Here is a 25,158-nt window from a genome sequence, read left to right as displayed (position 1 = left end):
CTTATGGCTGATGTCAGTTTGCGGAAGGTTGTGAAGCGTTACGATGAGGTCGAGGCGGTGCGCGGCATCGACCTTGATATCGCCGACCATGAGTTCGTGGTGCTGGTCGGGCCGAGCGGCTGCGGCAAGTCGACGACGCTGCGGATGATCGCCGGCCTCGAGGACATTTCCGACGGCGACATCATGATCGGCGGCGACGTCGTCAACGACGTGCCGCCGAAGGACCGCGACATCGCGATGGTGTTCCAGAACTATGCGCTCTATCCGCATATGACCGTTGCCGAGAACATGTCGTTCGGCCTGCGGCTGAAGCACTATCCCAAGGCCGAGATCAAGAGCCGGGTCACCGAGGCCGCCCGCATGCTCGACATCACCGACCTGATCGACCGCAAGCCGAAGCAGCTCTCCGGCGGCCAGCGCCAGCGCGTCGCGATGGGACGGGCAATCGTGCGCAATCCGAAGGTGTTCCTGTTTGACGAGCCGCTGTCCAACCTCGACGCCAAGCTGCGCGTGCAGATGCGGATCGAGATCAAGAAGGTGCACCAGAAGGTCCGCACCACGACGGTCTACGTCACCCACGACCAGGTCGAGGCGATGACGCTTGCCGACCGCGTCGTGGTGATGAATCACGGCAGGATCGAGCAGATCGGCACGCCCAACGAGCTCTACCACAAGCCGGCGACCCGGTTCGTCGCAAGCTTCATCGGCTCGCCCGCGATGAATTTCGTGCCCTGTCGGCTCGAGGACACCGGCGGCAAGCTCAACGTGCGGCTGACCGATCGCCTCGCTTTCACGCTGCCGCCGGCACGCGCCGCCCGCTACCAGGCTCTCTCCCGCACCGACAAGCTGTTGCTGGGCATCCGGCCCGAGCACGTCATGGAGGCGCGGCCGCATGCCGAACCGGGCATCGAGCCGTTCGACGCGACGCTCGACGTCACCGAGCCGATGGGGATGGAGACCCTGGTCTATTTCACGCTGGAGGGCACCCAGGTCTGCGGCCGGGTCAATCCCAATGCCGGTGCGCAGGATGGCAGCCCGCTCCGATTGGCTGTGGACCTCAACAATATGCATTTGCTAAACGAGGTGACCGGCGTCGTCCTTTGACGGCGCACAAGAAACCTCAAGGGCAGGAAATGGCCACCAACAAGAAGAAGATTTTCGTCACCCAGACTTTGTCACCGGGGGCACGGGTGCTCCTCAACGAGCGGGACGACGTAGAACTCATCGAATTTCCCAACCTGATCTCCGCCAAGGACTTTCAGACCATGCTCGAGCAGCATGCGCCGGTCCATGGCGTGGCGCTGGGCGCAACCCGCTTCGGCGAGGCGGAGCTGGAGGCGTCCAAGGGCATGATGGTGGTGACCCGGATCGGTGTCGGCTATGACGCCGTCGACGTTCCGGCGCTGTCGCGCCGCAAGGTGCCGCTGATGGTCGCAGGCACGGCGAACTCGCCGTCGGTCGCCGAACAAGCTGTGTTCATGATGCTGACGCTGGCCAAGCGCGCGCAGGAAATGCACACGATGGTCAAGGACGGCACCTGGGCGAGCCGGCTCGGCGTGCTGCCGTTCGATCTCTACGGCAAGACCGTCCTGATCGTTGGCTTCGGCCGCATCGGCACCCGCACCGCCAAGCGCTGCCTCGCCATGGAAATGAACGTGCTGGTCTACGATCCCTACAAGCCCGCCAGCGAGATCACGGCTGCCGGCTGCGAGGCCGTGTCGAACCTCGAAGCGGCGCTGCCGCGGGCGGACTTCGTCACGATCCATTGCCCGAAGAATCCCGAAACCGTCGGGCTGTTTAACGCCGCGCGGATCAGGCTGATGAAGCCGACCGCCTATCTCATCAACACCGCCCGCGGCGGCATCGTCGACGAGACGGCGCTGCACGACGCGCTGGTGTCAGGCAAGCTCGCCGGTGCCGGCCTCGACGTGTTCGAGGTCGAGCCGCCGCCGGTCGGCCAGCCCCTGCACGCTTTGCCCAACGTGATCATGGCGCCGCACGTCGCGGGCGTCACGGTCGAGGCCGTCGATCGCATGAGCGAGCAGACCGCACGCAATATCCTGAGCGTGCTGGATGGCAATCCGCTGCGCCAGAACGTGATCAACCAGGACGTCCTCGGCTGAGCTTTCAGCCTTCCTCGTTTGCGCCGCGGCCGATCCGAAAGGATCGGCCCGGCGATGCGGAGTACCCACATGGCCTTCAAGGAATTCGGCAACTACGATGCGGTCGGTCTCGCCGAACTCGTCCGCAACAAGGACGTGACGCCGAAGGAACTGCTCGACGAGGCGATCGCGCGCACCGCCGCCGTCGATCCGAAGATCAACGCGGTCGTCGTCAAGCATTACGACTATGCCGAGCGCCAGATCGCCAGAGGGCTGCCTGATGGTCCCTTCACCGGCGTGCCGTTCCTGCTGAAGGACCTCGATCTGCTCGAGGGCACACGCACCACGTCGGGCGCCAGCCTGCTGAAGGACTTCGTTGCCGATCACAACGGCACCCTGACCCAGCGCTTCCTCGATGCCGGGCTTGCGATCTTCGGCAAGAGCTCGAGCCCGGAATTCGGGCTGATGCCGACGACGGAATCCCGCCTGTTCGGCCCGACCCGCAATCCCTGGAATCTCGACCATTCCTCCGGCGGCTCGTCCGGCGGCGCTGGGGCTGCGGTCGCGGCCCGCATCCTGCCCGTCGCGCATGCCAGCGACGGCGGCGGGTCGATCCGGATCCCCGCCTCCGCTTCCGGGGTGTTCGGCATGAAGCCGACGCGCGCCCGCAATCCGGTGGGTCCCGATCGCGGCGAAGGCTGGGGCGGCTTCTCCGTCGGCCATGTGCTCAGCATCAGCGTCCGCGACAGCGCGGTGATGATGGATGCGATCCACGGTCCGGAGCCGTCGAGCCTCTACGTGGCGCCGCCGCCGGAGCGACCGTTCTCGCAGGAAGTCGGCCGCGATCCCGGCCATTTGCGCATCAGCTTCACCGACAAGTCGCCCTACGGCGATGCGATCGATCCCGAGATCGCTGCGGCGGTGCGCGACATAGCCAAGCTGCTGGCGGGCCTCGGCCATCACGTCGAGGAACGTGCGCCGCCGCTTGCGGCCGATCCCGCCGCAGTCATGACGACCATCGTCGGCGGCAACACGGCGCTGACGATCCGTCTGCTCGAGCAGCGCGTCGGGCGCACCCTGACGTCGGACGATGTCGAGCGGCTCACGCTCGCCAGCGCCCAGAATGCGACCAAGATGAACCCGGCCGACTACGTGGCCGCGCAGCTTGCAGCGTTCCAGATCTCTCGCGCGCTTGCGACCTTCTTCGAAGGTTGCGACATCTTCCTCAGCCCGACGCTGTGCGCGCCGCCGCTCCGCCTCGGCGAGCTGAAAACGATGTCCGAGGACCTCGGCCACATCGCGCCGGTGCTGCGCCGCTACATGCCGGGCACCTCGATGTTCAACATGTCCGGACAGCCGGCGATGTCGGTGCCGCTGGCTTGGAACAAGGCCGGTCTGCCACTCGGCGTGATGTTCGCGGCCAAGCTCGGCGAGGAAGGACTGCTGTTCCGCCTGGCCGGCCAGCTCGAACAGGTCCGCCCCTGGAAGGACCGGCGTCCGCCGGTTTGCGCGTAGGCCCCACCGAAGCGCCCGGGCTGACAAAGGCCAGTCAGATCAGGTAGATAGGAATGGCGTCGGCGCGATTTCGCCAACGCCGAGCCTGGGAGACCGAACCGTGAGTGACCCGACCGACAATGCGCTCGCCGCAATCGCGAGCATCCTCGATCAGACGACGACACCTCCCGAGAAGGCCAAATCGTCCGACAAGACGGCGGATAAGGAAGCCGAGCCCGCCAAGGAGCCTCCGGTCTCCATCGCGATGCCGCCGCCCCTTCCGTCGTCAGTCGAAGTCGTATCAGTCGAGACCGTGTCCATCACGACCGTGTCCGTCGAGGCCGCGCCCGCCGAGTCGTCGGCGGGCGAGCCGCCGCCGGTCGAGGCGTCCGAACCGGTCGAACAGCCCGAGGCAAGTAAAGCTGAAGCAAGTGAACCGGAGCCAACCGAACCGGAGCCGAGCCAGCCGGAAGCGGAGCCGGAGTCGATCCAGCCGCCGCCCCAACCGATCGAGGCCAATGGCTATTCCAAGTCCGGCCCAGGACCAATGGCCGCGCTGCGCTTCCGCTGGACGGTGCGCCAGGACGGCGCCCAATATTATGTCGACGAGACCGTCGGCGAGGCATCGACCCCGCTCGTCAACGGCCCGATGGAGCGGGACGCCGCGATCAAATTCGTCGACGATCGCGAGGCCCAAGCGCGGCGGCGCTTCGAGCATTTCAAGCACGAGATGCTCAGCCGCACTGCAAGCGTCGTTCAGGCGAGCAAGGACAGCAACGAGGCCTGAGACGCGATACGTGCCCTTCGGGCATCGCAATCAAATGCGGATGGAGAAGACCTCGATGTTTCGCGCGCTGGCCGGCCTCGCTCTCGCTTTGCTCCTGTCCGCCGCGCACGCGCAGCAGGCGCCGTCCCGGCTCGATGAGATCGTCAAGCGCGGCATCCTGCGCGTCGGCATGACCGGCGACTATTTGCCCTTCACCTATCTCGACAAGGAGACCAAGGCCTTCCGCGGCTTCGATGTCGACATGGCGCAGTCGCTCGGCAAGGCGCTCGGCGTCAAGGTCGAGTTCGTGCCGACATCGTGGCCGCAGATGACCAAGGATTTCGAGGCCGACGATTTCGACATCGCAATGGGCGGCGTCTCCATCACCTTCGATCGGCAGAAGAAGGGTCTGTTCTCGACGCCGATCATGCGCGAAGGCAAGACGCCGATCGCGCGCTGCGCCGACAAAGGCAAGTTTGAGACGATCGCCGAGATCGACAAACCCGGCACCCGAGTCATCGTCAATCCCGGCGGCACCAACGAGCGCTTCGCGCGCGCCCACGTGAAAACCGCCGAGATCCGCGTCTTCAACGACAACACCAAGATCTTCGACGAGATCGCCAAGGGCAACGCCGACCTGATGATGACCGATGCGTCCGAGACGCGCTATCAGCAGAAGCTGCATCCCGGCGTGCTGTGCGCCGTGCATCCCGACAAGCCGTTCGACTTCGCGGAAAAGGCCTATTGGATGCAGCGCGACGTCGCCTTGAAGGCGTTCGTCGACCAATGGCTTCACATCGCGCGCGAAGATGGCAGCTACGCGAGGATCTACGCCGCGTGGTTCGAATAGCCCGCGCCGCGCGCATAATTTGAAGCGCACGGCCTGAAACCAGACCGCAATCCAGCGATTTGAACCTAGGCCGCGAGGAGACGACTCATGTTCTGACCGTGATCTGGGACACGTTCAGCGAGGTGGTCACCGGATAGCCTTGCGAACGGGTTCCCTGCACCGGAGGTCGGGATGAGAAAACTACTGGCGATCGCCACGCTCGTACTGGCGAGCACGGCCGCAGCGCAGGCGCAGTACACATTCGATTACGGCGGCCGCACGATTCGAATCGATCCCGATCGCGGCACGGTTTCGATCCCCGGCGTCTACGACAATACTCCCCGCCGCACCAAACGCGCCAAAAGCGAGGACACCGAGCAGAAGCGCAAGGCTCCGAAGGAAGCCAACACGGACGCCAAGTCGGACACTAAGACGGACGCTAAGACGAATTCCCAGGCCGCGCCGCCCAGCGCGCCAGCAGCGGCTGCTCCGCCTGCCGTCGATCAGGCCGCCGTCCCGCCGGCGCCTGCCGCAACGGCAGAGCCGCCCAGCACGGGCGTTGCGGCCACGCCGCCTTCAGCTACAGCCGCGACCACACCGCCGCCGCCCGCGGCGCCAGCCGTCCAGCAAACTGCGCCGGCTGCAAAGCCCACCACCGCTCCAACGGTCGGCGCCGCCTCGCCGAGCGCTCCGGTGCCCAAGCCCCTCGCCAATCCCGTGCAAGCAGCGAACTCGCCGCTCGGCGTCTGGCTCACCGAAGAAAAGGAAGGCAAAATCCGCATCGAGCAATGTGGCGCCAATCTCTGCGGCTACGCCGTCGACAAGAAATCGAACGCCAACGGCGAACAGGTGCTGGTCAACATGAAGCCGGGCAAGGACAAGTGGAGCGGCCGCATCTTCGATCCGAACAGCGGCAGCACCTACGATTCCACCATCGCGATGAGGAGCCCGGACACGCTACGCGTCCAGGGCTGTGCGTTCGGCGGCATGTTCTGCGGCGGCCAGACCTGGACGCGGGTGAATTGATTGCCTGCAAATCGTAGCCCGGATGGAGCGAAGCTTAATCCGGGATTTTCACCATGGGAGAGACTGCCCCGGATTGCGCTTCGCTCCATCCGGGCTACGGTCTCATAAAATCAAAAGCCCCACCTGATAGCGGGGCTTTCATCTTGCGAACTGCTACGACGCTTCAGCCGACCTTGCCGCTGTATTCCTCGTCGGTGACGTGCTCCATCCAAGTCGAATAGACGCCATCGAGCGCTTCCTGCATGGCGATGTGGGTCATGCTGTTGTCCGGCGAGGCCCCGTGCCAGTGCTTCTCGTTCGGCGGAATCCAGACGACGTCGCCAGGGCGGATCTCCCTGATCGGGCCGCCCTTCGCCTGCACGCGCCCGATGCCGGAGATCACATACAGCGTCTGTCCGAGCGGATGGGTGTGCCAGGCGGTGCGTGCGCCGGGCTCGAACGACACGCGCGAGGCGTTCAGCCGCGCCGGCGCAGGCGCCATGTTGATCGGGTCCTGTAACACCGTGCCGGTAAAATTCTCCTTCGGCGCGCGGCGGGTCGGCCGCGAGCCGGAAACGTGGATGTCCATGGGGTTACCTCCCTTTCTTGACGTTATTTCTTGGTCGCGGCGTAGCGCGCCTTGGTCTCGGCATTCATCGGATACAGGCCGGGCAGCTGGGCGCCATTGTTCACCTCGTTGACGATCCACGCTTCCATCCGTTCCTGCTCCGGCCCCTCGGCCAGCACGTGATCGAGGAACGCCTGCGGGATCAGCACCGCGCCATCCTGGTCGGCCACCACCACGTCGTTCGGGAATACGGCAACGCCGCCACAGCCGATCGGTTCGCCCCAGCCGACGAAGGTCAGACCTGCAACCGACGGCGGAGCCGCGTAGCCGTCGCACCACACCGGCAGGCCGGTGCCGAGCACGCCCTCGACGTCGCGCACCACGCCGTCGGTGATCAGCGCCGTCACCCCGCGCTTGGCCATGCGGGCGCAGAGGATGTCGCCGAAAATGCCGGCATCGGTGATGCCCATGGCATCGACCACGGCAATGCAGCCCGCCGGCATCGCCTCGATCGCGGTGCGGGTCGAGATCGGCGACGACCAGGATTCCGGCGTCGCCAGATCCTCACGGGCGGGCACGAAGCGCAGCGTGAAGGCCGGTCCGACCAGCCGCTTCTGCTCCGGCTTCAAGGGCTTGGTGCCGCGCATCCAGATGTTGCGCAGGCCCTTCTTGAGCAGGACGGTGGTGATGGTGGCGGTGGACACGTGCGACAGCGTCGCGATCGCTTCGGCGGACAGTGACATCTGGAAAGCTTGCTCCGATGGGAGGAAAAGACCGGCGCATGTTGCCGGGCAAAGGCCTTGCGTCAAGGGCTGCGCGAAAAAGCTGCGATCATCCAAATTTATCGCCGGCATGCCGATTAATTTATTGAAGTTGCTGCATCATTTTGCACGAAGCGAATTCCGTTTTGTCTCGAAACACGCTAGCTTGATGGCTGACGACAGCGCTTGACCCAATGGCCGAACCCTTAAGTCCTCCCCGCCTTTTGCCGAGTGGCGACAGCGCCATTACGGTGGAATTCAGCCGCACCATCGATGACGCCGCCAACCGGCGGGTGCTGGCGCTCGACCGCGTGATATCCGCCGAGCCGATCGCCGGCATCACCGAGACCGTGCCGACCTACCGGTCGCTGCTGGTGCATTACGACCCCGTGCAGATCGGCTTCGACGCGCTCGGCGCGCAACTGCTGGCTCGCGCCGCCAAGGCGCCGCCGACCGAGACCGGAACGCGGCGCTGGCGCATCCCGGTGACCTATGGCGGCGAGCACGGCATCGATCTCGAGGACGTCGCGAAGGCGCTCAAAACCACGCCCGACCAGATCGTGGCGCGCCATGTCGCCGGCGACTATCGCGTCGCCATGATCGGCTTCACGCCAGGCTGGTCCTATCTCAGCGGACTGGAGAAGTTCCTGCACATGCCCCGGCGCAAAGATCCGCGGCTCCTGACCCCGGCCGGCACCATTTCGATCGGCGGCATCCAGACCGGCGTGCAGTGCCTGGCCGGCCCGAGCGGCTGGCACCTGCTCGGCCGCACCCCGGTGCGAACCTACCAGTTGCATCGCGATCCGACCTTCCTGCTGGAGCCGGGCGACGCCATCACCCTCACCGCGATCGACGCCAAGACCTTTGCCGAACAGGACCGCGCCGCCGAGGCCGGCGAGTTCGTCGCCGAACTGGTGACGCCATGAGCAAGCTCGTCGTCAGCTCGATCGGCCCGGCGAGCTCGGTGCAGGACGCTGGTCGTCCGGGCTCGCAGCGCTACGGTCTCGTGCCGAGCGGCGCGATGGTCCGGCTTTCGCTGGCGGCCGCCAACACGCTGGTCGGCAACGACCTGTTCGCCGCCGCGGTCGAGATCGGCCCGTTCGGCGCCAGCTTCACCGCGCGCGGGGGCGCGGTGCGCGTCGCCCTCGCCGGCGCGTCGCGCAATGCGGATATCGGCGGCCGGCCGGTCGCGTTCGACAGCTCGGCGACGCTTGCCGAAGGTGAGACGCTCACTCTCGGCTTCGCGCGCGGCGGCTCGTTCAGCTATCTCGCGATCGAGCACGGCATCGAAGGCGAGCCGATGTTCGGCAGCCTCGCCGTCAACGCCCGCGCCGGGCTCGGCAGCCCCTACCCGCGGCCGCTGCAAAGCGGCGACGAGTTGACGACGCAGGCCGCAAGTGGCGCGCCAGAACGCCGCATCGAATTGCCGGCCGCGACCGATGCGCCGATCCGCATCGTGTTCGGCCCGCAGGACGACGAGTTCGCCGAGGACCACAAGGAGCTGTTGGTCGACAGCGAGTGGAAGATCTCGGCGACCAGCGACCGCATGGGCTATCGCCTCGAAGGTCCCGCCATCAAGCATCTCGACGGCCACAACATCGTCTCCGACGGCACCGTGAACGGCAGCATCCAGGTGCCCGGCAACGGGCAGCCGATCGTGCTGATGCCGGACCGCGGCACCAGCGGCGGCTATCCGAAGATCGCAACCGTGATCACGGCCGATTTCGGTCGCTTCGCGCAGATCTCGGCCGGCCGGCCGTTCCGCTTCAAGGCGGTGACGATGGCTGAAGCGCAGGCCGAGGCGATCAAGTTCCACGAGCTGCTGCGTTCCCTGCCCGACCGCCTCCGCGGCATTGAGGATTTTGGTCTCAACATCGAAGCGCTGCGGGATGCGAATGTCGCGGGTCAGGCCGTCAACGCCGTCGATGTGTCGACCTGGCAAGTTGCGCTACCCTGAATCTGTACAACAACAGACGGATCGATCGTCATGACTTCAACTATCGACCTCAATTGCGATCTCGGCGAAAGCTTTGGCCCCTGGGAAATGGGCAATGATGCCGCGATGATCGAGCTTGCGACCTCGGTCAACGTCGCCTGCGGCTTTCATGCCGGCGACGCCGACATCATGCGCAAGACGGTCGAGCTGGCGAAAGCGCGCGGCGTCAGCGTCGGCGCCCATCCCGGCTATCGCGACCTGCACGGCTTCGGCCGCCGCCCGATGCCGGGACTGACGTCCTCGGAGATCGAGAACCTGATCGCCTATCAGATCGGCGCTTTGCAGGCGATCGCGACCGCGGCCGGCCACAAGGTCACCCATGTGAAGGCGCATGGCGCGATTTCCAACGTCGCTTGCGAGGACGACATGACGGCACGAGCGATCGCCAATGCGATCAAGGCAGTCGATCCCAATCTCATCTTCGTGGTGCTCGCCAACTCGAAGCTGGTGCGCGCAGGTGAAGCGGCGAATCTGCGGATGGCGCATGAGGTGTTCGCCGACCGCGCCTATGAGGACGATGGCAACCTGGTGTCGCGCAAGAAGCCCGGCGCGGTGCTGCACGATCCCAAGGCGATTGCCGATCGTGTGGTGCGGATGGTGCAGGACGGCGCGGTCGTCTCGGTCACCGGCAAGGTGATCAAGATGCAGACCGATACCGTCTGCATCCATGGCGACACGCGTGGCGCCGTCGAGATTGCGCGCGGCCTGCGCGAGGCGCTGAAGCAGGCGGGCATCACCGTTGCGCCGTTCAAGACCGCGCACTAAGCCGCGAACATCGATCAAAAAAGGGCCGGCCGCCGTGCCGGCCCTTTAGATTCCGTTAAGAATCTTCTTAAACCCAAACTTGCCGTTTGATTGTTAGGTGCAGCTTCCGAGCCTTTGATTGTCCTCTTAGGAAATTGGGTACGAAAGCATGTTCCGCACCAGCCTCTCCCTCACCATTGCCGCGGTTGCCACCGCCGCCTTCACCAGCGCGGCATCCGCCGGCTGCTACAGCTGCTATACGCCGCCGCCGCAGCCGTGCACGACCTGCTATCAGGTGCAGAGCGTGCCGCCGCAGTATCGCACGGTGCAGGAGACCGTCATGGTGGCGCCGGGCCGCGTCGTCGCGCATCGCACGCCGGCACAGTATCGCACCGTGATGGTGCCGAGGACGGTGATGGTCGCGCCCGAAGGCGTCGCCTATGAGCGCATTCCGCCGCAATACGCCACCCAGGAGCGCGTGCAGATGGTCTCGCCGGGCTATTCCTACTACGCGCCGGTTCAGCAGACCTGCAGCACCTGCGGTGGCGACTACGGCTACGGATATGGTCGCGGTTACGGCTACTGAGCTGTCAGCATCCAGCCAACACAAAGCCGCCGCCTGAGGACATCAGACGGCGGCTTTTGAATGTGCCGAAGGACTCAGAACGGGTGGACGGACAGCGTGCCGAACACGATGGCCGCGATCACCGCAAAGGCGCTGTACAGCGCCGCCGTGTGAATTCCGGTCCGGGACTTCCGTGAAATGTTACGCGCGTAAAGGTGCAGGCGGGCCTCCGCCGATAGCTCGCGCATGGTCGATCTCCAACGCCCCATTGTCGGACATATGAAATATCGTTCGCGCCCGGATTCAAGCGGGCGGCAAAAATAGCGATGCCGCCGCCTTCGGGAACTCGGTTCCGAGAGGAATATTCCTTCCCGCGCGCTCGGCCGAGAATCCTATTCGCCGCAATTCGAGGCGTCGGGAACCCGCGCCAGTCCCGCGATAACCGAAAATCTCGAAAACAACCCCATGCAAAGTAGCCGGAGGTCGATAGCCGAGGCGCTGCCGCCGCCGCGCCTGTTGCCCATCCCTGTCCCGGCAACACGACGCACCGGTCGTGCACGTGCCGCCGGAAGCGGCCGCTGCGGCGCGCTCAGGCCTTCCAGCGCCCGATCTTGAACGCCGCCAGATGGCCCGGAACGTCGCTCGGGTCGAAAGGCGGGCCGGCGAACGCCCCGATGGCGCTGGAGGCGCCGGCCGGGCGACCCGATGCCGCGTCGTAGAGATCGGGCCTGAACACGGCCATGGCGGTCTTCAGCGCTTCCGGCCGGTATGGCGCCTGGCCCCAGCGAACCATCTGCGCATAGAGCCAGGCCGCCTGCCCCGGATCAGGCCGCGCCGCCGCCTCGCGCCCGACCAGCAAATAGCGATTGCTCTCGCGCATGGTGCCGTCGGGCGAAATCTTCAGGTGGCCATCGAGCGTGCGCTGGATGACGCTGGCATCGACGCCGATCCGCTCGGGCTGCGCCAGGATGCGCGCGACCTCGGACCGGTTCTCGGGCCGCTCGATGAACTCCACGGCGCGCAGATGTGCACGCACCAGCGCCGCCACGATGTCGGGATGCTTCTCCGACCAGCTCTGCCGCACCGCCAGCACCTTTTCCACCGCGCTGAGCAGGATGTCGGAGACGAAGTGCAGGATGTGGCCGATGCCGAGATCGACCGCGATCGAATTCCAGGGTGCGCCGACGCAGAACGCGTCGACATGACCGTTGGCGAGACTGTCGACCATGTAAGGCGGCGGCAGCACCACAAGCTGGACATCCTCATCGGGATCGACGCCGCCGGCGGCCATCCAGAACCGCAACTGGTAATTGTGGGTCGAGAACGGGAAGGTCATGCCGAAGGTCAGCGGCTCCGCCCCGCTCTTGCGCCGCTTGGCCACCACGCGGGCGAGCGCCTGTGCGGTTGCCATCGGATCGAAGCGGTCGCCGTCGATCTCTTCCATCAGCGCGGCGTGCAGCGCTGGCGATACCGTGATGGCATTGCCGTTGAGCCCGAGGTTGAAGGGCGCCGCGATCGGCACCTTGACGTGACCGAGCCCGAGGCTCGAGGCGATCGCCACCGGCGCCAACAGATGAGCGGCGTCGAACAGGCCGATATTGAGCTTGTCGCGGACGTTCGACCACGACACTTCCCGCACCAGCGTGACGTCGAGGCCTTCGGCCGCCGCGAATTCCTTGTCGACGGCAACGATCAGCGCGGCAGCGTCGACCAGCGGAATGAACCCGATGCGCAATGGTGTGGTCATTTCAGGAGCTCCGACGCCGTCAGGATTGATTGCGCGATCTCTCCGATTTTCTTTTTCTCGCGCATCGCGGTCGAGCGCATCAGCACGTAGGCCTCCTCCTCGGTCAGCCCCTTCACCTTCATCAGGATGCCCTTGGCGCGGTCGATCACCTTGCGCTCCTCCAGCGCGTGCTTGGTGCGGTCGAGCTCGTCCTGCAGCTTGGCGAAGGCATTGAAGCGGGAGACGCAGAGATCGAGGATCGGCTTCATCCGCTCCTTCTTGAGACCGTCGACGATGTAGGCGGAGACGCCCGCCTCGACCGAGGCCTGGATCGAGGCGGCGTCGCTCTGGTCGACGAACATCGCGATCGGCCGGCGGACGGCACGGCTGACCTGGAACATTTGTTCCAGCACGTCGCGACTGGGGTTCTCGAGGTCGATGACGATGATCTCGGGGTCGAGCGCATAGATTCGCGAGAGCAGGCTCTGCATCTCGCTGATATGCACGACGTCCGTATACCCGGCCTCCCGCAGTCCCTCCTCCAGGATGGCCGCTCGGATCGGGCTCTCGTCGACTATGACGATCTTGGGAGACGATTCAGCGCTCATCGACAACTCTTAAGGCCCGGCAGATGCATCCATATCATGCCGGAAGCCCCGGGAAAGGGTTGTAATTCTCGGCAATTGGGACTAGCTCCTGCCCATTCATCAGGCAGATCAGAGATATGCAAGAGGCCGCCGCGCCGAAAGTGAGCTTTGTGTCCTTGGGGTGCCCCAAGGCGCTGGTCGATTCCGAGCGCATCATCACCCGGCTGCGCGCGGAAGGCTATGAGTTGGCGCGCAAGCATGACGGCGCCGACATCGTCATCGTCAACACCTGCGGCTTCCTCGACAGCGCCAAGCAGGAATCGCTCGCCGCGATCGGCGAGGCCATGGCCGAGAACGGCAAGGTCATCGTCACCGGCTGCATGGGTGCCGAACCGGAGCAGATCGAGAGCGCCTATCCCGGCGTGCTCTCGATCACGGGGCCGCAGCAATATGAGAGCGTGCTGGACGCCGTGCACCGCGCGCTGCCGCCGGCGCACAACCCGCATATCGACCTGGTGCCGCCGCAGGGCGTCAAGCTGACGCCGCGGCACTACGCGTATTTGAAGATATCCGAAGGCTGCAACAACCGCTGCAGCTTCTGCATCATCCCGAAGCTGCGCGGCGATCTGGTGTCGCGGCCAACGAATGACGTGCTGCGCGAGGCCGAGATGCTGGTGAAGGCCGGCGTCAAGGAATTGCTCGTCATCTCGCAGGACACCTCGGCTTATGGCGTCGACTTGAAATACGCCGAGAGCCCGTGGCAGGACCGCAGCGTCCGCGCAAAATTCTTCGATCTCGCCAAGGAGCTCGGTGAGCTCGGCGCCTGGGTGCGGCTGCAATATGTCTACCCCTACCCGCATGTCGACGAGGTCATCGGCCTGATGACCGAGGGCAAGGTGCTGCCCTATCTCGACATCCCGTTCCAGCATGCGAGCCCTGACGTGCTGCGCGCGATGAAGCGCCCGGCTGCGCAGGAGAAGACGTTGGCGCGGATCCAGAAGTGGCGCGAGCAGAGCCCCGAGCTGACGCTGCGCTCGACCTTCATCGTCGGTTTCCCCGGCGAGACCGATTCCGATTTCGCCTATCTGCTCGACTGGCTCGATGAAGCGGAAATCGATCGCCTCGGCTGCTTCAAATACGAGCCGGTTGCCGGTGCCGCGTCGAATGCGATTGGCAATGCCGTACCCGACGAGATCAAGCAGGAGCGCTGGAATGCGCTGATGGCGCGGCAGCAGAAGATCTCCGCGAGGCGCCTCAAGCGCAAGGTCGGCACCCGCCAGCAGGTCATCATCGACGAGGTTGGCCCCACGGTGGCGAAGGGCCGGTCAAAGGCCGATGCGCCCGAGATCGACGGCGCCGTCTACCTCACCAGCCGCCGCCCGCTGAAGGTCGGCGAGATCGTGACCGCCAAGATCGAGCGCTCCGACCAGTACGACCTGCACGGCAGCGTCGCCGGATTCTAGCTCCAGTCCGCTCCTTCGAGACCTCCCCGGATACCAAACGGCGTCCGTTGCTAGACGGAACTCAAGCGTCGCCGACAAATTGTTGGTCCAGGAGGAATACGATGAGCCGAGCAGATCTTTTGAGGCAGGCCGAGAACGCGGAGCGCCACGCTGACCAAGCCACCGATGAGGAAATCAAGAGCGCGCTAAAGAAGGCCGCCGATGATTATCGGCGCGAGGCCGCGCAGGAGACTGCTGTCGCGACAATCGCGTCAGAAGCTGCCGAGCGCGGCTGAAACATCACGGAAGATAGTTGCGCTGAGTACGAGGATCTGGAAGATCACGACGAGAATGCAAAGCAACTGATAAAATGGAACGGACGGTTCGATCGGCTTTGCCCAACGCACCCAAGCAAAGGTCTCTCGCCCCCTAGCGACAGCTTCATCAGTCATGCTCATTGCCTGCCTGGCTCCCCACAATGGCATCAAGACAAGCCAAACTAGGAAAATCGGGCAAACGAAGAGGTAGGATAGAGCGTTCTCAGGCTCAAGCGGCTTACCGAACCTATCGAGCCCATGACGGATGATTTCCGAGGGAATTGGAAACTTGAGGTAGACGTACAAGGTCACGCTTATACCCACGAAGGCAAGCAATGCATTGGTGATTGCCGTGCGCTTCATGAGTTGCCGAAGGACACCGGCCAACTCGTCGGGCACCCGAGGACGGGCTTGCGCATTTTGAGACATTCAGGTCGAAACCTTCGAGCTTCTGCGAACAAGGCTTGAACAGCACGCGGGCCGGTAGCAACTGCGCGGGGTTCCGCTCCATAGGAACGCCGCTTCTTTCCGTTCGTTAACGGAACATCACCGCACGGCCAGTGGCAACTATCGGTGATGAGATCGCCCGGTTTAGCGCTCCGGCCCAACACCAGCAGGGAGCAACGCCATGACCAGCAAGCGGCGTCGTTTCAAGTAAACCCAATCACTGCAAGAACGCCTAGCCGACGAGGCCATGCGCTCGCAGGCCAAGGCACTCTCTCCGTCTGCAAAAAAGAAGCCCTGCTCAGGAGAGCCCGGCAAGGCGAGACCCCAGCCAATCTGACGGAGTGGCTGACGACCCCAGGTTCACGAGCGCCGATCTAGGCCGCGCCATGATCAACCAGCCCCAATTCGATTCCTATTCGACGGCTGCGCGCGTCTGTCTAGGAGTTGCGGTCTTTAGCGCCACGATGCTCGCTGCACTGATGACGAGCATTCTTATGTAATAGGGCCTCTCAGTTGGCCGGTCTGCAGCGAGGCTGACGTATTACCCCTATTCGCGCAATAGAAAGGGCCCCAGCTGCGAAAGCTGAGGCCAGTGTTCAGCTGGGCGTCTCAGTGCCGGTAGCGGTGCGGCACCGAACAGGGCGAACAATGCGGCCGCAAGCGCTTCGTTCCTACTCAAAAAAAAGGCCCCTGCATCCGGATCATGCAGGGGCCAAGCTGGATCGCCGCACCGCTGTTCACCGAGTAGCAACGGTCGTCGTTCGAGGGCTGAAAAAAGTTCGAAATGAAAATTACCTGCCCTGTTGCTCGGATCATCTAAACGATTTCCGGTTCCGAAAATATCCTGCGTGAATCTTGGCGGAAAATAGCTGCGCTTTTTCGGTCCACATGGGACGGTCCCAATAGAGATGGTCGCGAATGTGCCCCGGGTCTTCGGGGGCAAGACCCGGGGCACGTTCATTCGTCTAATGCCGCTCTGCCGAGGAGCGGCGCATTGCTAACGACGCGTCGAAGGTACCGTTCCTAACGTCTTCCTTATCGCCGACCCGAGCCGGCGCTCAACTCGCTTGCGGCTATTGCCGACCTTCTTGACGGCCTTCTTCACCGATGCTGCCGACTTCCGGGTTTTCCTCGCCTCATAGCTCACCTCGTAATCCTGCCCGCCGGCGACGCGCGCACGGTCCTGCTTGCGACCGCGCGCGGTCTGCTTCCGCGCTATGCCCGTCGAATGAGGCGCTGTCCGCGCTTGACACCACCGCCCCTCTCGCTGTATGGGCCTGCGCCATGAAGCTGAACCGGACCCACCGCCGCGCCATCTGCCGTCGTCGCACCCGCGACGATGCAGGGCTGCGCCGTGTCCGACGCCATCGCTGATCCTATAAATCAGCCGAGGTTTTCGAGAAGGCCGCGCCCCCAAGCGCGGCCTTCTCGCTTTTCGGCCTGCCCTTTCCCAACACCGACCCCAGAGGAGATCGACATGACCAACGCTACCCATCCGTTCGATGCGCTGATGGACATCACCGCTCGCCCCGAGGTCGTGTTCGTACGCGGCGCCGGCTCGTATTTGTGGGACAGCAACCGCAACCGCTATCTCGATTTCGTGCAGGGCTGGGCCGTCAATCCCCTCGGCCACTCGCCGGTCATCGTGGCCGACGCGCTTGCGGCGCAGGCGAGACGGCTGCTGACGCCGAGCCCGGCGTTCTACAACGAGCAGAGCCTGAAACTGGCAAAGCTGCTGGTCGACAACAGCTGCTTCGACCAGGTGTTCTTTGCGAACTCAGGCGCGGAGGCCAATGAGGGTGCGATCAAGCTCGCGCGCAAATATGGCACGAAGTACAAGAACGGCGCGCATGAGATCATCACCTTCGAAGGCGGCTTCCACGGCCGCACGCTCGCGACCATGTCGGCCTCGGGCAAGAAGGCGTTCGAGCCCCTGTTCGAGCCGAAGGTCTCGGGCTTCCGCAAAGCCAGACTGAACGACATCGAGTCGGTGCGAAAGCTGATCACGTCGTCGACGGTCGCGGTCATGCTGGAGCCGATCCAGGGCGAGGCCGGCGTCTGGCCCGCGACGGATGAGTTCTTGCAGGAGTTGCGGGCGCTGACCCAGCAGCGCGGCCTGCTGCTCATTGTCGACGAGATCCAGACCGGCATCGGCCGGACCGGAAAGCTGTTCGGCTATCAGCACGCCGGGATCGAGCCCGACATCATGACGCTCGGCAAGGGCATCGGCGGCGGCGTGCCGCTCGCGGCCCTGCTCGCGACCGAGCATGCCTCGTGCTTCGATCACGGCGATCAGGGCGGCACCTTCAACGGCAATCCGCTGATGTGCGCCGCGGGGCTTGTCGTGCTCGATCAGATCGGAAAGCCCGATTTCCTGAAATCGGTTGTCGATGCCGGTCTTTTGCTCGAGCGCGAATTGCAGCGGCTGTCGTCGCGGCACGGACTCGGCGAGATCAGGGGGCGCGGCCTCCTGCTGGCGCTCGACCTGAAGATGCCGATCGGCGCGGCCGTGGTTGCCGAGGCGTTTGCGGCCGGCGTGCTGATCAACTCGCCGCAGCCGGACACGCTGCGCTTCATGCCGGCGCTGAACGTGACGCGGGAGGAGATTTCCCTTGTCGTCGACTGCCTGGATACAGTGCTGACCAAGGTCGGCGCGGCACGGCGGGTGGCGTAGGATCCTCCCCCCTCGTCATTGCGAGGAGCGAAGCGACGAAGCAATCCATCTTCCCGGGTGGAGAGGTGGATTGCTTCGCGGAGCCTGTCATCCGGCGGCGCTTTGCGCCGACCGGGTGGCTCGCAATGACGGCGAGAATTACGGCCGCAGGATCGCCGCGCCCGTCGTCGCCCTGCTCTCCAGGTCGATATGCGCCTTGGCGGCGTCCTTGAGCGCGTAGGCGTGGTTGATCGGCACGTGCAGCTTGCCGTTGATCACGGCGGCGAACAGCGTGTCGGCGCCTTCGAGCAATTCCTTGCGGGTGCCGACATAGTCGTTGAGCTTGGGCCGCGTCGCGAACAGCGAGCCGTGGTTATTGAGTTCGGCGAGCGGGAACGGCGGCACCGGGCCCGACGCGTTGCCGAAGGAGACGAACAGACCGCGCGGCCTGAGGCAGGACAGCGATCCCGGGAACGTGGTCTTGCCGACGCCGTCATAGACGACGTCGCAGAGCTCGCCGCGGCTGATCTGCTTGACGCGTTCGACGAAGTTCTCCTCGTTATAGAGGATGACGTGATCGCAGCCATTGGCGAGCGCGAGATCGGCCTTCGCCTTCGAGCCGACGGTACCGATGACATGCGCGCCGAGTGCCCGCGCCCATTGGCAGGCCAGCAGCCCGATGCCGCCCGCCGCGGCGTGGATCAGCACGCGATGGCCGTGCTCGACCTTGAAGGTCTTGTGCAGGAGATACCAGACCGTGAGGCCCTTCAGCATCAGCACGGCGCCCTGCTCGTAGGTGATATGGTCGGGCAGCTTGACGAGCTTGTCGGCCGGGATGACGCGCTCGGACGCGTAGCCGCCGAGATTGTAGTAGTAGGCGACGCGATCGCCGGGGTGGAAATTGGTCACGCCCGGACCCACGGCCAACACCTCGCCTGCAGCCTCATTGCCGGCAATGAACGGCAGGCCGGGCGCCTTGTAGAGGCCGGTGCGGAAATAGACGTCGATGAAGTTCAGACCGACCGCATGCTGGCGGATCCGGACCTCGCCCGTCCCCGGCGCGCCCACCTCGACGTCCTCGTAGGTCAGGACTTCCGGGCCTCCCACCTGGTGCACGCGCACAGCCTTGGTCATGTCGTCGCTCCCCTCAATATCAGCGTCAAGCGAGCGAATGCCATCGCGGCCGGCTTGTCAACCAAGCGGGCCGGAACCGGCGACGCCACGATCCGGAAAAGTGCGAACCGGCTTTCCCTCGCGACAAACGCGCAGCGTTTGCGCGGAGATCATGCCCATCAGCGCGCCGGCTTCCTGCGGTTGCGCTTGGCCATGACGTTGAACGCCTCGACCGCGGCCGAGAAGGCAATCGCGAAATAGATGTAGCCGCGCGGAATGTGGAATTTGAATCCGTCGGCCACCAGCGCCACGCCGATCAGCACCAGGAAGGCCAGCGCCAGCATCTTGGTGGTCGGATGCTCGGCGACAAACCGCGCCACCGGTCCCGACGAGATGTACATGATGACGCAGGCGATCACGACCGCCGCGATCATGATCTCGATGTCCTGCGCCATGCCGATCGCGGTGATGATCGAATCAAGCGAGAACACCAGGTCGATGATGATGATCTGCACGATCACCCAGAAGAACGCGCTGGCGCTCGGCCTGTCATCGGCGTCCGCCTCGCGCGCCTCGACCTCGCCGTGGATCTCATGGGTCGCTTTCGCGATCAGGAACAGGCCGCCGCCGATCAGGATGATGTCGCGCCACGACAGCGCGACGTCGCTGACTGATATCACCGGTTGGGTCAGCCCGATCAGCCAGACCAGGATCGAGAGCAGCAGAATGCGGAACACCAGCGCCAGCAGCAGGCCGATCTGCCGCGCGCGCTTGGCCTGCGCCGGCGGGATCCGCGACACGATCACCGACAGGAAAATCACGTTGTCGATGCCGAGCACGATCTCGAGCGCAGTCAGGGTCAGCAGCGCCGCCCAGGCTTCCGGGCTGGTGATCAGTTGCATCATGCTCTGAAGGCTTTCATCCGGCGGATCACGGTATCGCTGCCGATGATGTAGACGGCGATGGCGCAGAGACCGAAGGTGATCGGGGCTCCGACCACGAAATCGTTGGCGAGCGTGTACATGCCGAGCAGCGCCCATGCGCCGAGCAGCCACAGCGTCAGCCAGCGCAGCCGCAACACACGCAGCGGATGCAGCACGTGGAACGGCGCGAAGGTCAGCACGATCAGGAGCGCGACCACGATCGTCGACAGCACGGGCGGCAGATGCAGCAGGAACAGGTAGAACGCCGCCGCATTCCACAGCGCCGGGAAGCCGCGGAAATGGTTGTCATCGGCCTTCATGCGGCGGTCGGCGAAATACAGCGCGCTGGAGACCACGATGCCGATGCCGAGGATCGGCGCCGCCAGCGGCAGCAGCATGCCGCTCGCGGTGATCGCATAGGCCGGCACGAACACATAGGTGACGAAATCAACCACCAGGTCGAGCACCTCGCCCGACCAGTTCGGCTGCAGCCGCACCACGTCGAGCCGGCGCGCCAGCGGGCCGTCGATCCCGTCGATGATGAGCGCGACCCCGAGCCAGGCGAACATGTTGGCCCAGTGCTCGCGCACCGCCTCCAGCATCGCCAGCAGCGCGACCCCGGCGCCGAGCGCCGTGAAAATATGAACGGTGAATGCGGCGGTCCGCATCCGTTCTGGCAACGCATCGGGCTGGCTCGAATGCTCCATCGGCCGAGTGCTATCAGGAATCGGACCGGTTTGCATATGCGGTCTTGCGGCGTTCCGCCGCGCAAAGCGTTGGAAACTCTTGGTGGTTACCGATGGCTTGAAAATCGGGCCAAGCATGTCAAATGTCCTGATATGACCGACAGCTCGCTGGATTATGACGTTATCGTAATAGGCGGCGGTCCGGCCGGATTGACGGCTGCGATTGCCCTTGCCGACGCAGGTGCGCGGACTGCGCTGCTGGCGCGCCGCGCGCCCTATGCCGACAACCGGACCACCGCGCTGCTCGGTGCCTCGACCGATATCCTGGATCGGCTCGACGTCTGGCGGCGCTGCAGCGACCGAGCGGCGGCGCTCAAGACCATGCGCCTCGTCGACGATACCGGCCGCCTGATCCGTGCGCCCGAGGTGCGCTTTTCGTCCGATGAGATCGGCCGCGAGCAATTCGGCTTCAACATCGACAACCGCTCGCTGGTCGCGGCGCTCGAGGACCGCGCCGGCGAAATGTCCGCGCTGACGCGGTTCGACGATGAAGCCGCCTCGGTGCGGCCGGACGATGCCGCGGTTACCGTGGTGACGCGGCAGGGCCAGTCGCTTCAGGCCCGGCTCGTGGTCGGTGCCGACGGGCGCAATTCATTGTCCCGCGAGGCCGCCGGCATCGAGGTGACAAGCCGCGAGCTCGGGCAGTCCGCCCTCACCTTCAACGTCACCCACACCCGGCCGCACCACAACATCTCGACCGAGTTCCACACCGAGCACGGCCCCTGCGTGTTCGTGCCGCTCAGCGGCGTCAGAAGCAGCGTGGTCTGGGTCTCGGCGCCCAAGGAGGCCGAGCGGCTGATGGCACTCGGCGACGACGAATTGTCGCTCGCCGCCGAGCGGCAATCGCATTCGATCCTCGGCCGCATCGAGGTCCAGGGCGGCCGTCACGTGTTTCCGCTCGCGATCGAGCGGCCGCGGCAATTCGCCAAGGACCGGATCGCGCTGGTCGGGGAATCCGCCCATGTGCTGCCGCCGATCGGCGCGCAGGGCCTCAATATGGGACTGCGCGATGCCGCCGATATCGCCGAGATCACCGGTCAGGCGATCGGTCGTGGCGAAGATCCCGGCGCGCCCAATGTGCTGTCGCGCTACCAGGCGGCGCGGCGCCCCGATGTCGCCACCCGGACCTGGGCGATCGACATCGCCAACCGGTCGCTGCTGAGCGATTTCCTCGGCATGCAGACGGCGCGCGCTGCCGGCCTGCATCTGCTCGGCGCATGCAGCCCGTTGCGGCGCCTCGCGATGCGCGAAGGTCTCGCGCCGTCGTGGCGGCGGTAAGCAAAGCGTTTTCGAGCGAAGTGGGTACCGGTTCGCGTTAAGAAAACGCGTCAAATAAGAAGCGCGCCGATCAGGGAAACACCAGCCGTCCGCTCTGGATGAACCACATCACGCTGGTCAGCGTGACCACGGAGGCGAAGGTGCCGATCAGCACCGCGACCGACGCGGGCTCGATCCAGGTGTCGTTCTGCCGCGCGATCACGAACACATTGAGCGCCGGCGGCAGCGAAGCCATCAGCACCGCTGTCGCGGCCCAAGGCTGCGCGAACGGGCCGAACAGCAGCATCAGGCCGAACGCCAGCAGCGGATGGATCAAAAGCTTGATCGCGACCACGCCCGGGACCTCCCACGGCACCCGCTCGAACGGCCGCAGCGCCACAGTGATGCCGAGCACGAACAGCGCCGTCGGCGCGGCGGCGTTTTCCAGGAACTGGATGGTGCGATCGAGCGCGACCGGGATCGGGATGTGAAACGCGGCGACCAGCGCCCCGAACACCGCCGACATGATCAGCGGGTTCTGCACGATCTGTCGCAGCACCACGCCGAGTGCGTGCAGCAGCGAGGGATGGTCGCGGTCGGTCAGCTCGATCAGCAGCGGCACGATCGAGAACAGGAAGATGCTGTCGCAGCAGAAGATCAGCGCCGTCGGCGCCGCCGCCTTGGCACCGAGCACGGCGAGCGCGAGGCCAGGCCCCATATAGCCGATATTGCCGTAGGCGCCCGACAGGCCGGCCAGCGTCGCCTCGCGCAGCGTGAGCCCGCCGATCAGCTTGCCCGCGACCATCGCCAGGAAGAATGCGAGCACGGTTCCGAGCGTGGTGGCGATCAGAAATGGCGGGTTATTCAGCTCCGCAAACGGCGTCTTGGACATGATCCCGAACAGCAGCGCCGGCAACGAAACGTAAAGCAGGAAGAAATTCATCCAGGCGAGCCCGCTCTCTGGCAAACCCTTGGCCTTGCCGCACGCATAACCGATGAAGATCAAGCCGAAATACGGCAACGCCAGATTGAGGATATCGATCATTCTGAAAGTAGTTTCTCGGCCGGATTTCGGGTCGTTTTTGCAGGGCTGGAATCGGTAAAGCGCGGGTTAATTCGGACCTTAGCCCCTAGCATCGGCCACAATGTTGGTCTATCGACGAGCCATGATCAAAGCGCGCACCGCCAAGTTTCAGATCGGGCAGATCGTCCGTCACCGGGTGTTCTCCTTCCGGGGCGTGATTTTTGATATCGACCCGGAGTTCAACAACACCGAGGAATGGTGGCTGTCGATCCCCGAGGACATGCGGCCCCACAAGGACCAGCCGTTCTACCATTTGCTCGCGGAAAACTCGGAGACCGAGTACGTCGCCTATGTCTCGGAGCAGAACCTCTTGCCCGACGAGTCCGGCGAGCCGATCCGGCATTCGCAGGTGGCGGAGATCTTCATCAAGGACAAATCGGGCGGCTACCGTCCGCGCAATCCGTCGCTGAACTGAGGTCCGGCGGCGCTCCGGCGAATGCCACGGCGTTCGCGCTGCCACGCTCACACCCCCTCGCGCCTGGCCAAGACAACCGCGATCGCCCAGACGACAAATCCCGCCAGCGCCAGCCCCGCGCCGACGAGGCCGGTCGACGTCCAGCCATAGCCGGCTGCGACCGCCATTCCGCCGAGCCACGGACCCAGCGCATTGGCGACGTTGAAGGCGGAGTGGTTGAGCGCCGCGGCGAGGCTCTGTGCCTCGCCCGCGACGTCCATCAGGCGGGTCTGCAACACGGTGGCGAGCGCCCCGCCCAGCCCGATCAGGAACACGTCGGCGGTCAGCGTCCAGAAATTTCCGGCCGCCAGCGGATACAGCGCGAGCGTCGCCGCCGACCACAGCAGGAGCCCGCCCGCGGTTGCCATCAGCGCGCGGTCGGCGAAGCGCGGCACGATGATGTTGCCGGCGGTGAGGCCGGCGCCGAACACGCACAGCGTGACCGGCACCAGCGCGGACGAGGTGTGGGTCACCGCCAGCATGGTCGACGCCAGATAGGTGTAGACCGAGAACAGCCCGCCGAAACCGATGGCGCCGATCGCCAGCGTCAGCCAGACATGCTTGCGTCCGAGCGCCGACAGTTCACGCAGCGGGCTCGCCTTGCGGTTGGCGGCATCACGCGGGGCGAAGATCAGCACCAGGACCGCGGTCAAGAGCGCGAGGCCGGCAACGATCGCGAACGCCCAGCGCCAGCCGATTGCCTGCCCGACCCCGTTGGCGAGCGGAACGCCGATCGTCGTAGCGATGGTGAGCCCCAGCAGCACGCGGCCGACAGCCGCCGTGCGCTTGTCTGTCGGGACCAGCGAGGCCGCGACCAGCATGGCGATGCCGAAATAGGCGCCGTGCGGCAGCCCCGCCAGGAAGCGCAGCGCCAGCATGGTGTGATAATCGGGCGCGAGCCCCGAAAGGCCGTTCATCAGCGCGAAGAAACCCATCAGCGCGATCAGCAGCGTCCGCCGCGTCATGCGCGCCGACAACACCGCGATGACCGGCGCACCGACGACGACGCCGAGCGCGTAGGCGCTGATCGCGTGGCCGGCCTGGGGCTCGCTGACGTGCAGGTCGTGGGCGAAGAACGGCAACAGGCTCATGGTCGCGAATTCGGCGATGCCGATTGCGAAGCCGCCCATCGCCAGCGCGAGATGGACGATGCCGGGATGAAACGTTCCGGGGACGTTGTCCTGGCTGACGCGAACGCCAGCATCGACCGAAGCACCGCCGGCCGGCTGCTCCCGAGGCCGGGAGCGCAGTTCCCGCCGCTGCGTGCTGACTTGCTGGGACATTGCGCGACTTCCATGACTGCGAGCGGCGGCCAGGATTCGCGGAAGAACCACGCGCGCATTTGCGCATCGAAGGCGCTGTTCGCGCTTTCGTCTGGCCTCCCGTATCGGATTTATGATTGTGCTTCGACGCCGGACTTGTCCGGACAAGGCACCAACGATGCGCGCTCATCGCGCGACGCAATCGAAGCACCCTTCGACGACCATCGCACACGATCTGCACGATCACCAGCGCAGCAGGCTGCCAGCAGCCAGTCTGTTTCGCATGACAAAAAAGGCGCCCTTCCGGGCGCCTTTTG

The 25,158-nt window shown here is 64.9% G+C and carries 27 protein-coding genes; 15 read left to right on the top strand and 12 right to left on the bottom strand.

The window, feature by feature from the left end; translation table 11 throughout:
- The first annotated feature begins 3 nt into the window (after window positions 1-3).
- The 6 genes from ACZBJS_RS13945 (at window position 4) to ACZBJS_RS13920 (ending at window position 6,217) form a co-directional block, all read left to right on the top strand.
- A complete protein-coding gene (locus ACZBJS_RS13945) occupies window positions 4-1,104 on the top strand; it encodes an ABC transporter ATP-binding protein (RefSeq protein ID WP_057018685.1) in 1,101 nt (366 codons plus the stop codon).
- A gap of 29 nt (window positions 1,105-1,133) precedes the next feature.
- Window positions 1,134-2,123, top strand: a complete 990-nt coding sequence (locus tag ACZBJS_RS13940) for a hydroxyacid dehydrogenase (protein WP_057018686.1) — start codon at window positions 1,134-1,136, stop codon at window positions 2,121-2,123.
- Window positions 2,124-2,192: 69 nt separating this feature from the next.
- A complete protein-coding gene (locus ACZBJS_RS13935) occupies window positions 2,193-3,617 on the top strand; it encodes an amidase (RefSeq protein ID WP_463438817.1) in 1,425 nt (474 codons plus the stop codon).
- A 100-nt stretch (window positions 3,618-3,717) separates the two neighbouring features.
- Entirely contained in the window at window positions 3,718-4,383 is a 666-nt protein-coding gene (locus tag ACZBJS_RS13930; protein ID WP_057018687.1) for a hypothetical protein, read from the top strand.
- Between the two features lie 55 nt (window positions 4,384-4,438).
- A complete protein-coding gene (locus tag ACZBJS_RS13925; protein WP_463438816.1) occupies window positions 4,439-5,212 on the top strand; it encodes a transporter substrate-binding domain-containing protein in 774 nt (257 codons plus the stop codon).
- A 171-nt stretch (window positions 5,213-5,383) separates the two neighbouring features.
- Window positions 5,384-6,217: a DUF2147 domain-containing protein gene (locus ACZBJS_RS13920; RefSeq protein WP_463438815.1), complete on the top strand. Its 834-nt coding sequence runs from the start codon at window positions 5,384-5,386 to the stop codon at window positions 6,215-6,217.
- Window positions 6,218-6,380: 163 nt separating this feature from the next.
- On the opposite strand, the gene ACZBJS_RS13915 is transcribed toward ACZBJS_RS13920, so the two are convergent.
- Both ACZBJS_RS13915 and ACZBJS_RS13910 read right to left on the bottom strand, forming a co-directional pair.
- Complete coding sequence (locus ACZBJS_RS13915) at window positions 6,381-6,785, bottom strand: (R)-mandelonitrile lyase (RefSeq protein WP_076828878.1); 405 nt, start codon at window positions 6,783-6,785, stop codon at window positions 6,381-6,383.
- A gap of 23 nt (window positions 6,786-6,808) precedes the next feature.
- The gene (locus ACZBJS_RS13910; protein WP_057018690.1) at window positions 6,809-7,507 is read right to left on the bottom strand and encodes a ribonuclease activity regulator RraA; all 699 of its coding nucleotides are present in this window, start codon (window positions 7,505-7,507) and stop codon (window positions 6,809-6,811) included.
- Between the two features lie 212 nt (window positions 7,508-7,719).
- Here ACZBJS_RS13910 and pxpB point away from each other — a divergent pair, with 212 nt between their 5' ends.
- The 4 genes from pxpB (at window position 7,720) to ACZBJS_RS13890 (ending at window position 10,851) form a co-directional block, all read left to right on the top strand.
- Entirely contained in the window at window positions 7,720-8,451 is a 732-nt protein-coding gene (pxpB, locus tag ACZBJS_RS13905; protein ID WP_463438814.1) for a 5-oxoprolinase subunit PxpB, read from the top strand.
- On the top strand, window positions 8,448-9,482 hold the full coding sequence (locus ACZBJS_RS13900) for a 5-oxoprolinase subunit C family protein (RefSeq protein ID WP_463438813.1): 1,035 nt from the start codon (window positions 8,448-8,450) through the stop codon (window positions 9,480-9,482). The genes pxpB and ACZBJS_RS13900 overlap by 4 nt, the downstream gene beginning before the upstream one ends.
- A 30-nt stretch (window positions 9,483-9,512) precedes the next feature.
- Window positions 9,513-10,286: a LamB/YcsF family protein gene (locus ACZBJS_RS13895; RefSeq protein WP_057018693.1), complete on the top strand. Its 774-nt coding sequence runs from the start codon at window positions 9,513-9,515 to the stop codon at window positions 10,284-10,286.
- Between the two features lie 148 nt (window positions 10,287-10,434).
- Window positions 10,435-10,851, top strand: coding sequence for a hypothetical protein (locus tag ACZBJS_RS13890; protein WP_316398998.1), 417 nt, complete (start codon window positions 10,435-10,437; stop codon window positions 10,849-10,851).
- A 74-nt stretch (window positions 10,852-10,925) separates the two neighbouring features.
- Here the strand turns inward: ACZBJS_RS13890 and ACZBJS_RS13885 are convergent, their stop codons facing one another.
- The 3 genes from ACZBJS_RS13885 to ACZBJS_RS13875 all read right to left on the bottom strand — a co-directional run bounded on the left by ACZBJS_RS13885 (window position 10,926) and on the right by ACZBJS_RS13875 (window position 13,164).
- Window positions 10,926-11,078 (bottom strand): hypothetical protein, encoded by a 153-nt coding sequence (locus ACZBJS_RS13885; protein WP_463438812.1) that lies wholly within the window; start codon window positions 11,076-11,078, stop codon window positions 10,926-10,928.
- Window positions 11,079-11,419: 341 nt separating this feature from the next.
- Window positions 11,420-12,577, bottom strand: a complete 1,158-nt coding sequence (locus tag ACZBJS_RS13880; RefSeq protein ID WP_456861019.1) for a CmpA/NrtA family ABC transporter substrate-binding protein — start codon at window positions 12,575-12,577, stop codon at window positions 11,420-11,422.
- Window positions 12,574-13,164 (bottom strand): ANTAR domain-containing response regulator, encoded by a 591-nt coding sequence (locus ACZBJS_RS13875; protein ID WP_028332037.1) that lies wholly within the window; start codon window positions 13,162-13,164, stop codon window positions 12,574-12,576. The genes ACZBJS_RS13880 and ACZBJS_RS13875 overlap by 4 nt, the downstream gene beginning before the upstream one ends.
- A 116-nt stretch (window positions 13,165-13,280) precedes the next feature.
- Here ACZBJS_RS13875 and rimO point away from each other — a divergent pair, with 116 nt between their 5' ends.
- Complete coding sequence (gene rimO, locus ACZBJS_RS13870) at window positions 13,281-14,606, top strand: 30S ribosomal protein S12 methylthiotransferase RimO (RefSeq protein ID WP_463438811.1); 1,326 nt, start codon at window positions 13,281-13,283, stop codon at window positions 14,604-14,606.
- Window positions 14,607-14,707: 101 nt separating this feature from the next.
- Window positions 14,708-14,881, top strand: coding sequence for a hypothetical protein (locus ACZBJS_RS13865; RefSeq protein ID WP_156436349.1), 174 nt, complete (start codon window positions 14,708-14,710; stop codon window positions 14,879-14,881).
- Here ACZBJS_RS13865 and ACZBJS_RS13860 read toward each other — a convergent pair.
- Both ACZBJS_RS13860 and ACZBJS_RS13855 read right to left on the bottom strand, forming a co-directional pair.
- On the bottom strand, window positions 14,858-15,265 hold the full coding sequence (locus tag ACZBJS_RS13860) for a hypothetical protein (RefSeq protein WP_463438810.1): 408 nt from the start codon (window positions 15,263-15,265) through the stop codon (window positions 14,858-14,860). The two genes, ACZBJS_RS13865 and ACZBJS_RS13860, sit on opposite strands and share 24 nt — an antisense overlap.
- A 1,081-nt stretch (window positions 15,266-16,346) precedes the next feature.
- Window positions 16,347-16,568, bottom strand: a complete 222-nt coding sequence (locus tag ACZBJS_RS13855; protein ID WP_076828958.1) for a DUF3606 domain-containing protein — start codon at window positions 16,566-16,568, stop codon at window positions 16,347-16,349.
- A gap of 258 nt (window positions 16,569-16,826) precedes the next feature.
- Between ACZBJS_RS13855 and ACZBJS_RS13850 the strand changes: the two genes are divergently transcribed.
- Window positions 16,827-18,023, top strand: a complete 1,197-nt coding sequence (locus tag ACZBJS_RS13850; RefSeq protein WP_076828892.1) for an acetylornithine transaminase — start codon at window positions 16,827-16,829, stop codon at window positions 18,021-18,023.
- A gap of 138 nt (window positions 18,024-18,161) precedes the next feature.
- Here ACZBJS_RS13850 and ACZBJS_RS13845 read toward each other — a convergent pair whose 3' ends face one another.
- The 3 genes from ACZBJS_RS13845 to pcsA all read right to left on the bottom strand — a co-directional run bounded on the left by ACZBJS_RS13845 (window position 18,162) and on the right by pcsA (window position 20,745).
- Entirely contained in the window at window positions 18,162-19,136 is a 975-nt protein-coding gene (locus ACZBJS_RS13845) for a quinone oxidoreductase family protein (RefSeq protein WP_050384723.1), read from the bottom strand.
- A 158-nt stretch (window positions 19,137-19,294) separates the two neighbouring features.
- Window positions 19,295-20,020, bottom strand: coding sequence for a TerC family protein (locus ACZBJS_RS13840; RefSeq protein WP_456856085.1), 726 nt, complete (start codon window positions 20,018-20,020; stop codon window positions 19,295-19,297).
- Window positions 20,017-20,745, bottom strand: coding sequence for a phosphatidylcholine synthase (gene pcsA, locus ACZBJS_RS13835; protein ID WP_463438809.1), 729 nt, complete (start codon window positions 20,743-20,745; stop codon window positions 20,017-20,019). The genes ACZBJS_RS13840 and pcsA overlap by 4 nt, the downstream gene beginning before the upstream one ends.
- A gap of 132 nt (window positions 20,746-20,877) precedes the next feature.
- Between pcsA and ACZBJS_RS13830 the strand changes: the two genes are divergently transcribed.
- Window positions 20,878-22,062, top strand: a complete 1,185-nt coding sequence (locus ACZBJS_RS13830; RefSeq protein ID WP_463438808.1) for a UbiH/UbiF family hydroxylase — start codon at window positions 20,878-20,880, stop codon at window positions 22,060-22,062.
- Window positions 22,063-22,132: 70 nt separating this feature from the next.
- Here the strand turns inward: ACZBJS_RS13830 and ACZBJS_RS13825 are convergent, their stop codons facing one another.
- Window positions 22,133-23,086, bottom strand: a complete 954-nt coding sequence (locus ACZBJS_RS13825) for an AEC family transporter (RefSeq protein ID WP_229191882.1) — start codon at window positions 23,084-23,086, stop codon at window positions 22,133-22,135.
- A gap of 121 nt (window positions 23,087-23,207) precedes the next feature.
- Here ACZBJS_RS13825 and hspQ point away from each other — a divergent pair, with 121 nt between their 5' ends.
- Entirely contained in the window at window positions 23,208-23,540 is a 333-nt protein-coding gene (hspQ, locus tag ACZBJS_RS13820; protein WP_021081543.1) for a heat shock protein HspQ, read from the top strand.
- A gap of 47 nt (window positions 23,541-23,587) precedes the next feature.
- Here the strand turns inward: hspQ and ACZBJS_RS13815 are convergent, their stop codons facing one another.
- Window positions 23,588-24,862, bottom strand: coding sequence for an MFS transporter (locus ACZBJS_RS13815; protein WP_463438807.1), 1,275 nt, complete (start codon window positions 24,860-24,862; stop codon window positions 23,588-23,590).
- Window positions 24,863-25,158 lie beyond the last annotated feature (296 nt).

Source organism: Bradyrhizobium sp. KZN70725 (genome assembly GCF_055264925.1).
This window is presented reverse-complemented; position numbering and strand designations above follow the sequence as displayed.

Coding starts and splice junctions, on each gene's coding strand:
- ACZBJS_RS13890 (WP_316398998.1), top strand. CDS start 10,435: ATGTTCCGCACCAGCCTCTCCCTCACCATTGCCGCGGTTGCCACCGCC.
- ACZBJS_RS13885 (WP_463438812.1), bottom strand. CDS start 11,078: ATGCGCGAGCTATCGGCGGAGGCCCGCCTGCACCTTTACGCGCGTAAC.
- ACZBJS_RS13945 (WP_057018685.1), top strand. CDS start 4: ATGGCTGATGTCAGTTTGCGGAAGGTTGTGAAGCGTTACGATGAGGTC.
- ACZBJS_RS13865 (WP_156436349.1), top strand. CDS start 14,708: ATGAGCCGAGCAGATCTTTTGAGGCAGGCCGAGAACGCGGAGCGCCAC.
- hspQ (WP_021081543.1), top strand. CDS start 23,208: ATGATCAAAGCGCGCACCGCCAAGTTTCAGATCGGGCAGATCGTCCGT.
- ACZBJS_RS13845 (WP_050384723.1), bottom strand. CDS start 19,136: ATGACCAAGGCTGTGCGCGTGCACCAGGTGGGAGGCCCGGAAGTCCTG.
- ACZBJS_RS13940 (WP_057018686.1), top strand. CDS start 1,134: ATGGCCACCAACAAGAAGAAGATTTTCGTCACCCAGACTTTGTCACCG.
- ACZBJS_RS13925 (WP_463438816.1), top strand. CDS start 4,439: ATGTTTCGCGCGCTGGCCGGCCTCGCTCTCGCTTTGCTCCTGTCCGCC.
- ACZBJS_RS13840 (WP_456856085.1), bottom strand. CDS start 20,020: ATGATGCAACTGATCACCAGCCCGGAAGCCTGGGCGGCGCTGCTGACC.
- ACZBJS_RS13860 (WP_463438810.1), bottom strand. CDS start 15,265: ATGAAGCGCACGGCAATCACCAATGCATTGCTTGCCTTCGTGGGTATA.
- ACZBJS_RS13825 (WP_229191882.1), bottom strand. CDS start 23,086: ATGATCGATATCCTCAATCTGGCGTTGCCGTATTTCGGCTTGATCTTC.
- pcsA (WP_463438809.1), bottom strand. CDS start 20,745: ATGGAGCATTCGAGCCAGCCCGATGCGTTGCCAGAACGGATGCGGACC.
- ACZBJS_RS13815 (WP_463438807.1), bottom strand. CDS start 24,862: ATGTCCCAGCAAGTCAGCACGCAGCGGCGGGAACTGCGCTCCCGGCCT.
- ACZBJS_RS13915 (WP_076828878.1), bottom strand. CDS start 6,785: ATGGACATCCACGTTTCCGGCTCGCGGCCGACCCGCCGCGCGCCGAAG.
- ACZBJS_RS13895 (WP_057018693.1), top strand. CDS start 9,513: ATGACTTCAACTATCGACCTCAATTGCGATCTCGGCGAAAGCTTTGGC.
- ACZBJS_RS13920 (WP_463438815.1), top strand. CDS start 5,384: ATGAGAAAACTACTGGCGATCGCCACGCTCGTACTGGCGAGCACGGCC.
- ACZBJS_RS13880 (WP_456861019.1), bottom strand. CDS start 12,577: ATGACCACACCATTGCGCATCGGGTTCATTCCGCTGGTCGACGCTGCC.
- ACZBJS_RS13910 (WP_057018690.1), bottom strand. CDS start 7,507: ATGTCACTGTCCGCCGAAGCGATCGCGACGCTGTCGCACGTGTCCACC.
- ACZBJS_RS13935 (WP_463438817.1), top strand. CDS start 2,193: ATGGCCTTCAAGGAATTCGGCAACTACGATGCGGTCGGTCTCGCCGAA.
- ACZBJS_RS13900 (WP_463438813.1), top strand. CDS start 8,448: ATGAGCAAGCTCGTCGTCAGCTCGATCGGCCCGGCGAGCTCGGTGCAG.
- rimO (WP_463438811.1), top strand. CDS start 13,281: ATGCAAGAGGCCGCCGCGCCGAAAGTGAGCTTTGTGTCCTTGGGGTGC.
- ACZBJS_RS13830 (WP_463438808.1), top strand. CDS start 20,878: ATGACCGACAGCTCGCTGGATTATGACGTTATCGTAATAGGCGGCGGT.
- ACZBJS_RS13875 (WP_028332037.1), bottom strand. CDS start 13,164: ATGAGCGCTGAATCGTCTCCCAAGATCGTCATAGTCGACGAGAGCCCG.
- ACZBJS_RS13850 (WP_076828892.1), top strand. CDS start 16,827: ATGACCAACGCTACCCATCCGTTCGATGCGCTGATGGACATCACCGCT.
- pxpB (WP_463438814.1), top strand. CDS start 7,720: ATGGCCGAACCCTTAAGTCCTCCCCGCCTTTTGCCGAGTGGCGACAGC.